The organism is Stenotrophomonas sp. AB1(2024) (genome assembly GCF_037482345.1).
Lineage (GTDB): Bacteria > Pseudomonadota > Gammaproteobacteria > Xanthomonadales > Xanthomonadaceae > Stenotrophomonas.
On the sequence record NZ_JBBHKO020000001.1, the window covers coordinates 2,603,079 to 2,616,033 of the forward strand.

Consider the following 12,955-nt stretch of genomic DNA (forward strand, 5'->3'; position numbering starts at 1 on the left):
GGAGCACGGCAAGGTAGCGCATCACTTTCGCACGGAGTCGTGTCATGCCCCTGTCGTCTTCGCGTCGTTCCCGTCCCACTGCACGCCTTGCCGAAGCCCCGCACCCGCAGGTACTGCGCGGGGTCCGGCAGGTCGCCCTGGCCGGCCTGGCCCTCGTCCTGGTCTGGCCGGCCGCGCGCGGCGACAGCCAATGGCTGGGCTGGTTGCCGCTGTGGCTGGTGGGCATGCCGTGCCTGGCCTGGTGGAGTCTGTACCGGTTCCGACTGCCGCTGGCCCTGCTGCGCCGGCAGGCCCAGCGCCGGCGCGCGCCGCAGGCAAAACGCCGGGCCCGGCTGCAACCGCGCCGGGCGCGCCCTGACCTTCGACAGGGGGGAGCGGGGCAGGCCGTGTGATAGCGTCCGGGGGATATGACCGCCTGGAGCCTCAATGTCACGACTCGCCTCTGCCTGCCTGATGGCAGGCCTGATCTCCGCTGGTGCGGCCGGAACCGCGATGGCCGCTGAGACTCCTGCCGATCCCTACGCGTGGCTGGAAGATGTCACCGGCGAAAAATCGCTGGACTGGGTCAAGCAGCAGAACGTCAAGTCCGAAGGCCGCCTGGCCCAGACCCCGGCCTTCAAGCAGATGGAAGCCAGCATCCGCGAGGTGCTCGATTCGGACGCCAAGATTCCCGGCGTGCAGAAGATTGGTGATTACTATTACAACTTCTGGAAGGACAAGCAGCACGAGCGCGGCCTGTGGCGGCGGACCACGCTGGAGGAGTACCGCAAGCCGGTCCCGAAGTGGGAAACCGTGCTCGACCTGGACGCACTGAACAAGGCCGAAGGCGAGAACTGGGTGTGGCACGGTGCCGAGTGCCTGCGCCCGGAGTACACCCGCTGCCTGATCGCACTGTCGCGCGGTGGCGCCGATGCCGACGTCACCCGCGAATTCGACCTGTCCAGCAAGAGCTGGATCAAGGACGGCTTCTTCCGCCCCGAATCAAAGGGTGGGCTGGGCTGGATCGATCGCGACACCGTGTTCGTGTATACCGATTTCGGCAAGGACAGCATGACCACGTCCGGCTACCCGCGCGTGGCCAAGCTGTGGAAGCGTGGCACGCCGCTGTCGGCGGCCAGCGTGGTGTACGAGGGCAAGCCCGATGACATGTACATCGCGGCGATGCATGACGATACCCCGGGCTATGAGCGCAACCTGGTCAGCCGTACGCTGGCCTTCTACAACAACGAACTGTACCTGCGCGCCGACGACGGCACGCTGACCAGGATCGATGCGCCCAATTCGGCCGAGAAGGGCCTGCGCAAGCAGTGGCTCACGCTGGAGCTGCGCGATCCGTGGACGGTGGGTGGCAAGACCTACACCGCCGGTTCGCTGCTGATCACCAAGCTGGACGATTTCATCGCCGGCAAGCGCGATTTCGAGGTGCTGTTCGCCCCGACCGGGACCACCTCGCTGGCCGGGTCGAGCTGGACGAAGAACCACCTGGTGCTCAACGTGCTGGATGACGTCAAGAGCCGCCTGATCGTGCTGACCCCGTCGGCGGACGGCTGGAAGAAGAGCGATTTCACCGGCGCGCCCTCGTTCGGTACCGTGGCGGTAGGCGCGGTGGATGCCGATGAAAGCGACGCGGTGTGGATGACCGTCACCGATTACCTGACCCCGACCACGCTGGCGCTGGCCGAGATCGGCAAGCAGCCCGAAGTGCTCAAGACCATGCCGGCGTTCTTCGATGCCGAAGGCAAGGTGATCGAGCAGCACTTCGCCACCAGCAAGGACGGCACCCGCGTGCCCTACTTCGTGGTGCATGCCAAGGACATGACGCTGGACGGGTCCAACCCGACCCTGCTGTATGGCTATGGCGGCTTCGAAATCTCGCTGACCCCGTCGTATTCCGGCGGCATGGGCCGCGCCTGGCTGGAGAAGGGCGGCGTGTACGTGGTGGCCAACATCCGTGGCGGTGGCGAGTACGGCCCGCGCTGGCACCAGGCCGCGCTGAAGCAGAACCGGCATAAGGCCTATGAGGACATGGCCGCGGTCGCCCGCGACCTGGTCAGCCGCAGGATCACCTCGCCCAGGCACCTGGGCGTGCAGGGCGGCAGCAACGGCGGCCTGCTCACCGGCAACATGCTTACCCAGTACCCGGAGCTTTTCGGGGCGGTGGTGGTGCAGGTGCCGCTGCTGGACATGAAGCGCTACAGCCACCTGCTGGCCGGTGCCTCGTGGATGGCCGAATACGGCAACCCCGACACGGCCGACTGGGCGTACATTCAGACCTTCTCGCCGTACCACCTGTTCGACCCGAAGAAGACGTATCCTCCGGTGCTGTTCACCACCTCGACCCGCGATGACCGCGTCCACCCGGGCCATGCGCGCAAGATGGCGGCCAAGATGATCGATGCCGGCAAGGACGTGACCTACTACGAGAACATCGAAGGTGGCCACGGCGGTGCGGCGAACAATGCGCAGGCGGCGCATATGTCGGCGCTGGCTTACAGCTTCCTGTGGGAACGGTTGAAATAACCGGTTTCCGGCCAACGGCCGGGGCTACCCGTCGATGCTTGCCCGCCGTGGCGCGGGCAAGCTTCTCCTCCGGGTGGTGGGGCGTCTGGTTGGCTCCACCCCTTTTGAACGCCGCGCGTAATGCGCGGCGTTTTTTTACGTGTCGCGGTAGCGCCGGCCGTTGGCCGGCCCTCAGGATGTCGTCGGCCGGCCAACGGCCGGCGCTACCGGAGGGATTGCAGGCCCCGCGCAATCCGCGCCACTGCTTCTTCCAACCTTGGAACCTCCTGCGTATACGCCAACCGCACATGCTGGTTCGCACGGTAATGACCGAAATCCAGGCCCGGGGTAAACGCCACGTGCTCGGTTTCCAGGAAGTGTGCGCAGAACGCCTGCGCGTCGTCGGTGAAGTCACTGACGTCGCAGTAGAGATAGAACGCGCCTTCGGGCTCGACTTCGATGCGGAAACCGAGCGCACGCAGGGCCGGCAACAGGTAATCGCGCCGCGCCTGGAACGCGTGGCGGCGCTGTTCGAAGATGGCGATGGTATCCGGCTCGAAGCAGGCCAGCGCGGCGTGCTGGGCAATGCTGGAGGCGCTGATGTACAGGTTCTGGGCCAGTTTCTCCAGGTCGGGCACGGCCTGTGGTGGTGCCACCAGCCAGCCCAGGCGCCAGCCGGTCATGCCGTAGTACTTGGAGAAGCTGTTGAGCACGAACGCCTCGTCGTCCACCTGCAGAACGCTGGCCGCGTCCATGCCGTAGGTGAGGCCGTGGTAGATCTCGTCCACCACCAGGTGGCCGCCGCGCGCTTTCAGCGATTCCGACAATGCCGCCAGCTGCGCCGCCGACAGCACCGTGCCGGTCGGGTTGGCCGGCGAGGCCACCAGGGCGCCGACGCTGGCCGCGTTCCAGTGCGTTTCCACCAATGACGGGGTCAGCTGGTAGGCGGTCTGCGGCCCGACCGGCACCAGCTGCGCGGCGCCTTCGACCAGCCGCAGGAAGTGGCGGTTGCACGGGTAGCCCGGGTCGGCCAGCAGCCAATGGCGGTCCGGGTCGACCAGCAGGCTGCTGGCCAGCAGCAGCGCGCCGGAGCCGCCCGGGGTGACCAGGATCCGTTCCGGATCCAGGTCCAGGTTGTAGCGGGTGCCGTAGAAGCCTGCGATGGCCGCGCGCAATGCGGGCAGTCCGCGCGCGGCGGTGTAACGGGTGTGCCCGGCAGCCAGCGCGGCCTGGCCGGCGCGCACGATGGGCGCGGCGGTGGTGAAGTCCGGTTCGCCGATCTCCAGGTGGATCACATCATGGCCGGCCTGCTCCAATGCCTGCGCGCGCGCCAGCAGGGACATCACGTGGAAGGGTTCGATTTCCTGGCTGCGGCGGCTGTAGCCGGCCGTGGGGGTGCGGGTGCTCATGCACCCCATGATAGGCGAGCGCCTGCACGCTTGCCGTCGGTGCCGCTCCGCCGCCAGACTGCGCCACACCCCATTGCATTCACCGGCAAGGAGCCCCAATTCGTGAAATCCACTGTCCTCTTTCTGGTTGCCACCCTGATGACCGCTTCCGTGCATGCCGCCCCCGCGCTGACCCCACCCGACGCCGAGAAGCATCCGCACGCGGTTACCGCCCCGTTCGGTGCCACCCGCAACGACGATTACTACTGGCTGCGTGACGACAAGCGCGAAGCGCCGGCCATGCTGGCCTATCTGAATGCGGAGAACGCCTACACCGACCAGGTGATGGCCCCACTCAAGCCGCTGCAGGACAGCCTGTACAAGGAGATCGTCGGCCGGATCAAGCAGGACGATGCCAGCGTGCCGGCGCGCGAGCGTGGCTACTGGTATTACAGCCGCTACGAAACCGGCAGGGATTACCCGATCCAGGCGCGCCGCAAGGGCAGCATGGAAGCGCCGGAGGAAATCCTCCTCGACCTCAACAGGATGGCCGAAGGCAAGGGCTACTTCGATGTGGGCGATGCAGACGTCAGCCAGGACAACCACCTGCTGGCCTGGGCCGAGGACGACGTGGGCCGCCGCCAGTACGTGATCCGCTTCAAGGACCTGCGCACCGGGCAGGTGCTGCCCGACCGCATCGAGAACGTCTCGGCCAACGTGGTCTGGGCCGACGACAACCGCACCCTGTTCTATGTGGAAAACGATCCGGAAACCCTGCTCACCGTGCGGGTGAAGAAGCACGTGCTGGGCACCCCGGCCAGCAGCGATGTGCTGGTCTACGAGGAAGCGGACGACAGCTTCTACATGGGCGTGGGCCGTACCCGCGACGATCGCTTCATCACCATCGACCTGCACAGTACGGTGAGCTCGGAAAGCCGCTACGCACCGGCTGCCGACCCACAGCAGTTCACCGTGCTGGCGCCGCGTGCGCGCGATGTCGAATACGATGCCGACCACTTCGGCGGGCGCTGGGTGATCCGCACCAACGATGCCGGCGCGAAGAACTTCAAGATCGTCACCGCGCCCACCGATGCCACCGCGCGCAGCCAGTGGACCGACTGGGTCGCGCATGACGACAACGTGCTGGTGGAAGGTTTCGAGCTGTTCGACGGCTTCACCGCGATTGCCGAACGCTCCAACGCGCTGGAGCGGGTGCGCCTGCTGTTCGCCGATGGGCGCCAGGACTACGTGAAGGCCGATGAGCCGGCGTACTCGATGGGCCTGGCGGCCAATCCCGAAGCGGATACGCCGTGGCTGCGCTACGCCTACACCTCGCTGACCACGCCGACCACCACCTTTGAGCTCAACACCGTCACCGGCGAGCGCCGCCAGCTCAAGCAGCAGCCGGTGATCGGCTACGACCCGGCGCAGTACACCACCGAGCGGGTCTGGGTGACCGCGCGCGACGGCGCCAAGGTGCCGGTGTCGCTGGTCTACCGCAACGGCTTCAGGAAGGATGGCACCGGCGCGCTGTACCAATACGCCTACGGCAGCTACGGCATGTCGATGGACCCGGGTTTCAACCAGACCGTGGTCAGCCTGCTGGATCGCGGCGTGGTGTACGCCATCGCGCACATCCGCGGCGGCGAGGAAATGGGCCGCGCCTGGTACGAGGACGGCAAGCTGCTGAAGAAGCAGAACACCTTCAACGACTTCGTCGATGTCACCCGCGAGCTGGTCAAGCAGGGCTATGCCGCCAAGGACCGGGTGGCCGCCTCCGGTGGCAGCGCCGGCGGCCTGCTGATGGGCGCGGTGGCCAACCAGGCCCCGCAGGACTACCGGGTGATGGTGGCGCAGGTGCCGTTCGTGGACGTGGTGACCACCATGCTCGACGCCAGCATCCCGCTGACCACCAATGAGTACGACGAGTGGGGCAACCCGGAACAGCGCGAGTACTACGACTACATGCTGCGCTACTCGCCGTACGACAACGTGCAGCGCCAGGCCTACCCGTCGCTGTTCGTCGGCACCGGGCTGTGGGACTCGCAGGTGCAGTACTGGGAGCCGGCCAAGTGGGTGGCGCGCCTGCGCGACGACAACACCGGCACCGCGCCGATCGTGTTCCGCACCAACATGGAAGCGGGCCACGGCGGCAAGTCCGGGCGCTTCCAGCGTTATCTGGAGCTGGCCGAATCGTATGCGTTCGTGCTCGATCAACTGGGTGTCGATCCGGCCCCGTGACGCAGCGTGCCGGCGCCGCCCGTCGCGGTCGGCGCCCGGCCTCGCTATCCTGACGACATGAACCTGCCCGAACGCCCCGAGCTTCCCGATGCCGCGCTCGCGCGGCCCCGGGTGCGATTCCGCTGGGCGTGGTGGCTGCTGGCCTACGTCAGCCTGGGGACCGGCATCGTCGGCATCTTCGTGCCGGGCCTGCCGACCACGGTATTCATCCTGATTTCGGCCTGGGCCGCCTCGCGCGGCTCGGAGCGGTTGCACACCTGGCTGCTGCGGCACCCCCGGTTCGGCCCGGCCATCTCCAACTGGCAGGCGCACGGCGCGGTCAGCCGCAAGGGCAAATGGATGGCGACCCTGACCATGGCGGTCTGCGCCGGGATCATGCTGTGGTGCGTCCCGGTTGCCTGGGTGAAATGGCTGTCAATCGGCTGCATGACGGTCGTAGCCGTGTGGCTGTGGACCCGGCCGTTGCCGCCGGAAGAGCGGCGCCCCCGGTAGCGCCGGCCGTTGGCCGGCCCTCGGTCGGCCAGCAGTATCGCGTGGGATGGCCAACGTAACGTCCGTAGCACCGCCTGGGCCGGCCAACGGCCGGCGCTACCCGCGGTGGCATTCACCGGTGCGGGTTTACCGGTCTCCGCTGCGCGTTCATTCAACTGGCACACCCGTTTCGCTGGCCACCGCTATACTCGGGTCATGAGCATCCCCCATCGCAATCGCATCCTGATTCCGTTGGCAGCGCTGGCGCTGCTGTTCCTTTCGGCCTGTGGCAACAAGGGCCCGCTGGTCCTGCCGCAGAAGCCGGTGCCGGTGGAAGAGCAGGCCGTCGAGCCGGCCGCTGATGCCGAGGCCGTGCCCGAAGACACCAACGCCACCGACGATCCGCCGGTGGTGCCCGATCCGGTCGACCCGCAGCTCAAGTCCGACGACGGGAATGAGTAAGGCCGCCTCCACCGCGCTGCGTTTCAGCAAGATGCATGGCGCCGGCAACGACTTCGTCGTGCTCGACCTGCGCGACGGCACCCCCGCACCCACCCCGGCGCTGGCCGCGCAGTTGGCCGATCGCCACACCGGCGTGGGCTGCGACCAGATCCTGACCATCGAACCGCCGCGCGCGGAGGGCTCGGTCGCCGCCTACCGCATCTGGAATTCGGACGGTTCGCAGTCCGAACAGTGCGGCAACGGCGCGCGCTGTGTCGCGGCCTGGCTGGTGCGCGATGGTGCAGCCCAGGGTGAGCACTTCAACATCGACAGCCCGCTGGCTACCCATGCCATCGAACGCGTTGGTGCGGACCATTACGCGGTGGCCATGGGCGTGCCGCGCTTCGAACCGCACAAGGTGCCGCTGCTGGGCTTTGCCCGTGCGCGCGAGGAATACCTGCTGCCGCTGCAGGGCGATACCGTGCGTTTCGGCGCGGTGTCGATGGGTAACCCGCACGCGGTGATCGAGGTCGGCCTGGTCGATGCGGCCCCGGTCGAACGGCTGGGGCCCCTGCTGCAGCAGCACGCCACCTTCCCGCAGTCGGTCAATGTCGGCTTCGTGCAGGTGATCGACCCGCAACATGCGCGCCTGCGCGTGTTCGAGCGCGGCGTCGGTGAAACCCTGGCCTGCGGCAGCGGTGCCTGCGCCGCGGCCGTGGTGATGATGCAGCGCGGCCGCCTGCAGCGCGACGCCACGGTGTCGCTGCCCGGTGGCGACCTGCGCCTGCGCTGGCCGGCCGATGACGCCCAGGTGGTGATGTCCGGTCCGGCCGCATTCGTCTTCGAAGGGGAGTGGAACGCATGAGCGACACCATCGAGAAGATCGGCGCGCACGAAGTTGCCGCCTGGCTGCGCCGGCACCCGGCGTTCCTGAAACAGTTCCCGGACCTGGCACTGACCCTGGTGGTGCCGCGCGACGACGGCCCTACCGCATCGTTGGCCAGCTACCAGCTGGAAGTGCTGCGCGACAAGAACCGCGAGTTGTCGCGCCGGCTGGCCGACCTGGCCGCGAACGCGCAGATCAACGAGCGCCTGGCCGTGCGCACCCACCAGTTGACCCTGGCGCTGATGAAGCAGGCCAACGCCGCCGATACGCTGCGCGCCATGGCCGCGTCGCTGGAAGAAGATTTCGCCGGCGACCTGGTACGGCTGGTGATGTTGCACCCGGTGCCGGGCCTGGAGCAGGCGCCGTGGCTGCAGGTGATCGAGGAAGGCAACCCGCTGCTGGCCTCGTTCCGCGATTGCCTCCAGGATGGCGAGCCGATCTGCGGCCGCCTGCAACCGGAAAAGAACGCCGTGCTGTACGGCGGGCGCGTCGAGGAAGTGCAGTCCAGCGCGTTGCTGCCGTTGCCCGGCGTGGGCCTGATCGCGGTGGGCAGCCATGATGGCAACCGCTTCTACCCGGGCATGGGCACGCTGTTCCTGCGCATGATGGGCGAAGCGCTGGTCGTGGCACTCAAGCGTTTCGACCCGGCCTGACACCGCGCCCGCGCGACCCCGCATGAACGCCGTCCAGGATTTCCTCGGGTACCTGCAGGTGGAGCGCCGCGCGTCGGCGCACACGCTGGATGCGTATCGCCGTGACCTGGATGCGCTCAGTGCGTGGGCGACCGGGCAGGACGCCAGCGCCGACGGCCTGGATGGCGCGCAGCTGCGCCAGTTCATCGCCGCCGAACACCGCCGTGGGCTGGCGCCCAAATCGCTGCAGCGCAGGCTGTCGGCCTGCCGCAGCTTCTATGCGTGGCTGCTCAAGCACCACCGCATCACGGTCAGCCCCGCCGCCGGCCTGAAGGCGCCGAAGGCGCCACGCAAACTGCCGCAGGTGCTCGATGCCGACGAAGCGGTGCGCCTGGTCGAGCTGCCCACCGATGCGCCACTGGGCCTGCGCGACCGCGCGCTGCTCGAACTGTTCTATTCCTCCGGCCTGCGCTTGAGCGAACTGTGTGCGCTGATCTGGCGCGACCTGGACTTCGCCACGGGCCTGGTCAACGTGCTTGGCAAGGGCAACCGCCAGCGCCGCGTGCCGTTCGGCTCGCATGCGCGCGAGGCGCTGCTGGGCTGGCGTGCCGAGAGCGGGGGGGGCGACGCGCAGCCCGTATTCCCCGGGCGCAAGGGCGGGCCGATCACCCAGCGCGCCGTGCAGATCCGGATCCGCCAGCTGGCCCAGCGCCAGGGGCTGTTCAAGCACGTGCACCCGCACATGCTGCGGCACAGTTTCGCCAGCCACATCCTGGAATCGTCCGGCGACCTGCGCGGCGTGCAGGAGCTGCTTGGCCATGCCGATATCGCCACCACGCAGATCTACACCCACCTGGATTTCCAGCACCTGGCCAAGGTGTATGACGCGGCGCACCCGCGGGCCAAGCGGCGCTCCGGCGACAACGAAAGCTGAATCGGGCCACTGCGTCACCCGGGCGCAGGGCAGGGCGGCTTGAAGGACCGGCAGGTGGCCCCACCTCTGTTCTTGTCACCCCGGAGGCTCCATGGACCCCAGTCAGAACCCCAACGTATTTCATGCCACCACCATCATCTCGGTGCGCCGCAACGGACATGTCGCCGTCGCCGGCGATGGCCAGGTCACGCTCGGCCACACGGTGATGAAGGGCAACGCGCGCAAGGTGCGCCGACTGGGCCGCGAAGGTCAGGTACTGGCCGGTTTCGCCGGTGCCGCCGCCGACGCCTTCACCCTGTTCGAACTGTTCGAGGCCAAGCTGGAAAAGCATGGTCAGCTGCAGCGCGCCGCCGTGGAGCTGGCCAAGGACTGGCGCACTGAACGCCGCCTGGGCAAGCTTGAAGCGCTGCTCGCCGTGGCTGACAAAGACACCTCGCTGATCATCAGCGGTACCGGTGACGTGATCGAGCCGGAAGACGGCATCATCGCCATCGGTTCCGGCGGTTCCTACGCGTTGTCCGCCGCGCGCGCGCTGCTGGCGCACACCGAACTGGACGCGCGCACCATCGCCACCGAATCGATCAACATCGCCGGCGACATCTGCATCTACACCAACCGGAATGTCGTGGTGGAGGAGCTTTAAGCGCGTAGCGCTTAAAGCGTGGTAGCCCCGGCCGTTGGCCGGACCAGACGGTGTTGGAATGCCGGCCAACGGCCGGCGCTACGTCACCGTTACGCCATGACCATTGACCGCCTCAGCGCGGGATTCCTCCAACAGGCATAGCGTCGCCTGCACGGTTCCCCCATATTTTCTGTGAGCACCCATCCCATGCCGCACAAGATCGAAGTTTCCTCCGCCACCATGACCCCGCGCGAAATCGTGCAGGAACTGGACCGCCACATCGTCGGCCAGCACGACGCCAAGCGCGCGGTGGCCATTGCGCTGCGCAACCGCTGGCGGCGCATGCAGCTGCCGGCCGAGCTGCGCGATGAAGTCATGCCCAAGAACATCCTGATGATCGGCCCAACCGGCGTCGGCAAGACCGAGATCGCACGCCGCCTGGCCACGCTGGCCAAGGCGCCGTTCGTCAAGGTGGAAGCCACCCGCTTCACCGAAGTCGGCTACGTCGGCAAGGACGTCGAGCAGATCGTCCGCGACCTGGCCGACACCGCGGTCAAGCTGTACCGCGAAATGGCCAAGGTGCGGGTGAAGAACCAGGCCGAAGAGCGTGCCGAAGACCGCATCCTCGACGCGCTGCTGCCGCGCCGCACCGGCGGCATCGGCTTCGATCCGGAAGCGGCCCGCAACGAACCCTCCGCGCAGGACAATGAAACCCGCATCAAGTTCCGCCGCATGCTGCGCAATGGCGAGCTGGACGAGCGCGAGATCGAACTGGAAGTGGCCCCCAACATCGGCGTTGACATCATGACCCCGCCGGGCATGGAGGAAATGGGCCAGCAGTTGCGCCAGATGTTCTCCAGCCTGGGCGGCGGCAAGGCGCAGAAGCGCACGGTGACGATCAAGGCCGCACGGCCGCTGCTGGTGGAAGAAGAAGCCGGCAAGCTGGTCAACGAAGACGACATCCGCAGCACGGCGATCGAGGCCTGCGAACAGCACGGCATCGTGTTCATCGACGAGATCGACAAGGTCGCCAAGCGTGGCGACAACGTCGGTGGCGGCGATGTCTCGCGCGAAGGCGTGCAGCGCGACCTGCTGCCGCTGGTGGAAGGTTCCAACGTGTCCACCAAGTACGGCACGGTCAAGACCGACCACATCCTGTTCATCGCTTCTGGCGCGTTCCACCTGGCCAAGCCGAGCGATCTGATTCCCGAACTGCAGGGGCGTTTCCCGATCCGCGTGGAGCTGGGCGCGCTGAGCAAGCAGGATTTCGTGCGCATCCTCACCGAGCCGAAGGCGGCGTTGACCAAGCAGTACGAAGCGCTGCTGCAGACGGAGGGCGTTGCGGTGAACTTTACTGCCGAGGCGGTGGATCGACTGGCCGAGATCGCCTTCCAGGTGAATGAGCGTCAGGAAAACATCGGTGCGCGTCGTCTGCATACGGTGCTCGAACGCCTGCTTGATTCGCTGAGCTACGAAGCCCCGGACCGTGACGGCGAATCCATCGCGATCGACAGGGCGTACGTGGACAAGCATCTGGGTGAGCTGGTCAAGGATCCCGACTTGAGCCGGTACATCCTGTAAGCGGCGGGTCAACGCGGTAGAGCCGGGCTTTGCCCGGCTGCTCTTCGCTCGAACGTCATGGCGCCTGATGGGCGGCTTCGGAACCTCTAAACGCCGGAATGTTGGCCGTGATCGTCGCGCAAACGCCTTCGGACGGTTGGGCCGCGCTACGCGCGGTGTCCGGCCAACGGCCGGGGCTACGAGTTGTTACGTAACGTCCGGAGATCTGGATATGTCAGCCGACGCCGATGGTTGATTGATCCCGATCCCAATGGCCCCGTAGAAATTCGTAGCCCCGGCCGTTGGCCGGACACCGCGCGCAGCGCGGCCCGAATGTCCGGAGCCGGTGAGGTGACCGGTCGGATTCATGCGTCCGGGTGTAAACCCAGACCGAAACCACCCACCAGTCACCCTTGTCGCCGGCACACGGGCGACATCGGACCAATCACGCCTCGTCGTCGGTCGGCAGGGCTTCGGGTGGGGCGCCCGGTACGAATACGCCGGGCTTTACGAAGGCGCCGAAAACGGCGTCCAGGGTCTGGGTGCCGTCGCGCTGCAGCTCGAACAGTTCCGGTTCCAGCATCGCGCTGTACAGCACGCCGGTCAGGCTGGTGCTGATGATGCGGGCCACCGTGTCCACGTCCACGCCCTCGCGCAGTTGCCCCAGCTCGCGCGCGCGCTCGAATGCCGCGCTGAAAATCGCCAGCTCCTCTCGCGACGCCTCCAGTTGCAGCTGCTGCATGGCCTGGCTCTCCACCGACAGATCGTTGCGCAGCATGATTTCCATCATGTTGCGCAGGCGCTCGTCCGTGGCCAGCTCCTGGAAGGAGACCAGCAGCGCCGAGCGCAGGTCCAGCACGGGCGTGTTGCGCCGTGAAGAGGTTGTCCGCCGCAGCCGCTCGATGAACGGCACCCGCTCGCGGTCGATCATCGCCGTCAGCACTTCGGTCTTGTTCTTGAAATGCCAATACACCGCGCCGCGGGTGTAACCGGCGCGCTCGCCGATCATCGCCAGGCTGGTATTGGCGACCCCGAATTCGTGGAAACAGCTCTGGGCCGCATCCAGGATGCCTTCCCGGGTGGCCTGCGCCGCTTCTTTGGTTTTTCTGGCCATGGCGCTGTGTGCACGTGCTGGATGAAACCGGCCTGAATTGTACTCGTTTACAAACAAACATGCATGTATGTATATTTACGCCCCACTGCTATCCGGTGAGGCGTGCGCGTATCTGCGCGGGCCTCGTCCGACCTGTCGTCGTCCGTTGCCCCGGTTCGTCGTTACCA

12 protein-coding genes are annotated in these 12,955 nt (G+C 66.9%); 10 read left to right on the top strand and 2 right to left on the bottom strand.

Going from position 1 to position 12,955, the window contains the following annotated elements:
• Positions 1 to 44: 44 nt before the first annotated feature.
• On the top strand, positions 45 to 392 hold the full coding sequence (locus WIX41_RS11845; protein WP_339447770.1) for a hypothetical protein: 348 nt from the start codon (positions 45 to 47) through the stop codon (positions 390 to 392).
• A gap of 34 nt (positions 393 to 426) precedes the next feature.
• Complete coding sequence (locus tag WIX41_RS11850; RefSeq protein ID WP_409187377.1) at positions 427 to 2,520, top strand: prolyl oligopeptidase family serine peptidase; 2,094 nt, start codon at positions 427 to 429, stop codon at positions 2,518 to 2,520.
• Between the two features lie 203 nt (positions 2,521 to 2,723).
• Here the strand turns inward: WIX41_RS11850 and WIX41_RS11855 are convergent, their stop codons facing one another.
• The gene (locus tag WIX41_RS11855; protein ID WP_339447774.1) at positions 2,724 to 3,908 is read right to left on the bottom strand and encodes a pyridoxal phosphate-dependent aminotransferase; all 1,185 of its coding nucleotides are present in this window, start codon (positions 3,906 to 3,908) and stop codon (positions 2,724 to 2,726) included.
• Between the two features lie 102 nt (positions 3,909 to 4,010).
• On the opposite strand from WIX41_RS11855, the gene WIX41_RS11860 reads away from it, so the two are divergent.
• The 8 genes from WIX41_RS11860 (at position 4,011) to hslU (ending at position 11,695) form a co-directional block, all read left to right on the top strand.
• Positions 4,011 to 6,128 carry a S9 family peptidase gene (locus tag WIX41_RS11860; protein ID WP_339447776.1) on the top strand — a complete coding sequence of 706 codons (2,118 nt, stop codon included), beginning with the start codon at positions 4,011 to 4,013 and terminating at the stop codon, positions 6,126 to 6,128.
• A gap of 57 nt (positions 6,129 to 6,185) precedes the next feature.
• On the top strand, positions 6,186 to 6,620 hold the full coding sequence (locus WIX41_RS11865) for a YbaN family protein (protein WP_339447778.1): 435 nt from the start codon (positions 6,186 to 6,188) through the stop codon (positions 6,618 to 6,620).
• Between the two features lie 195 nt (positions 6,621 to 6,815).
• The gene (gene lptM / locus WIX41_RS11870) at positions 6,816 to 7,061 is read left to right on the top strand and encodes an LPS translocon maturation chaperone LptM (RefSeq protein ID WP_339447780.1); all 246 of its coding nucleotides are present in this window, start codon (positions 6,816 to 6,818) and stop codon (positions 7,059 to 7,061) included.
• Positions 7,054 to 7,905: a diaminopimelate epimerase gene (gene dapF, locus WIX41_RS11875; protein ID WP_339447782.1), complete on the top strand. Its 852-nt coding sequence runs from the start codon at positions 7,054 to 7,056 to the stop codon at positions 7,903 to 7,905. The genes lptM and dapF overlap by 8 nt, the downstream gene beginning before the upstream one ends.
• Positions 7,902 to 8,579 carry a DUF484 family protein gene (locus WIX41_RS11880; protein WP_339447784.1) on the top strand — a complete coding sequence of 226 codons (678 nt, stop codon included), beginning with the start codon at positions 7,902 to 7,904 and terminating at the stop codon, positions 8,577 to 8,579. The genes dapF and WIX41_RS11880 overlap by 4 nt, the downstream gene beginning before the upstream one ends.
• A gap of 22 nt (positions 8,580 to 8,601) precedes the next feature.
• The gene (gene xerC, locus WIX41_RS11885) at positions 8,602 to 9,492 is read left to right on the top strand and encodes a tyrosine recombinase XerC (RefSeq protein WP_339447785.1); all 891 of its coding nucleotides are present in this window, start codon (positions 8,602 to 8,604) and stop codon (positions 9,490 to 9,492) included.
• Between the two features lie 91 nt (positions 9,493 to 9,583).
• Positions 9,584 to 10,135 (top strand): ATP-dependent protease subunit HslV, encoded by a 552-nt coding sequence (gene hslV, locus WIX41_RS11890; RefSeq protein ID WP_017356659.1) that lies wholly within the window; start codon positions 9,584 to 9,586, stop codon positions 10,133 to 10,135.
• Between the two features lie 186 nt (positions 10,136 to 10,321).
• A complete protein-coding gene (gene hslU, locus WIX41_RS11895) occupies positions 10,322 to 11,695 on the top strand; it encodes an ATP-dependent protease ATPase subunit HslU (protein WP_409187378.1) in 1,374 nt (457 codons plus the stop codon).
• A 424-nt stretch (positions 11,696 to 12,119) separates the two neighbouring features.
• On the opposite strand, the gene WIX41_RS11900 is transcribed toward hslU, so the two are convergent.
• Entirely contained in the window at positions 12,120 to 12,788 is a 669-nt protein-coding gene (locus WIX41_RS11900; protein WP_339447788.1) for a TetR family transcriptional regulator, read from the bottom strand.
• Positions 12,789 to 12,955: the final 167 nt, after the last annotated feature.

What these genes read in the sequence shown, in the direction of transcription:
- WIX41_RS11845 (WP_339447770.1), top strand. Translation starts at nt 45, where the DNA reads ATGCCCCTGTCGTCTTCGCGTCGTTCCCGTCCCACTGCACGCCTTGCC.
- WIX41_RS11850 (WP_409187377.1), top strand. Translation starts at nt 427, where the DNA reads ATGTCACGACTCGCCTCTGCCTGCCTGATGGCAGGCCTGATCTCCGCT.
- WIX41_RS11855 (WP_339447774.1), bottom strand. Translation starts at nt 3,908, where the DNA reads ATGAGCACCCGCACCCCCACGGCCGGCTACAGCCGCCGCAGCCAGGAA.
- WIX41_RS11865 (WP_339447778.1), top strand. Translation starts at nt 6,186, where the DNA reads ATGAACCTGCCCGAACGCCCCGAGCTTCCCGATGCCGCGCTCGCGCGG.
- lptM (WP_339447780.1), top strand. Translation starts at nt 6,816, where the DNA reads ATGAGCATCCCCCATCGCAATCGCATCCTGATTCCGTTGGCAGCGCTG.
- dapF (WP_339447782.1), top strand. Translation starts at nt 7,054, where the DNA reads ATGAGTAAGGCCGCCTCCACCGCGCTGCGTTTCAGCAAGATGCATGGC.
- WIX41_RS11880 (WP_339447784.1), top strand. Translation starts at nt 7,902, where the DNA reads ATGAGCGACACCATCGAGAAGATCGGCGCGCACGAAGTTGCCGCCTGG.
- xerC (WP_339447785.1), top strand. Translation starts at nt 8,602, where the DNA reads ATGAACGCCGTCCAGGATTTCCTCGGGTACCTGCAGGTGGAGCGCCGC.
- hslV (WP_017356659.1), top strand. Translation starts at nt 9,584, where the DNA reads ATGGACCCCAGTCAGAACCCCAACGTATTTCATGCCACCACCATCATC.
- hslU (WP_409187378.1), top strand. Translation starts at nt 10,322, where the DNA reads ATGCCGCACAAGATCGAAGTTTCCTCCGCCACCATGACCCCGCGCGAA.
- WIX41_RS11900 (WP_339447788.1), bottom strand. Translation starts at nt 12,788, where the DNA reads ATGGCCAGAAAAACCAAAGAAGCGGCGCAGGCCACCCGGGAAGGCATC.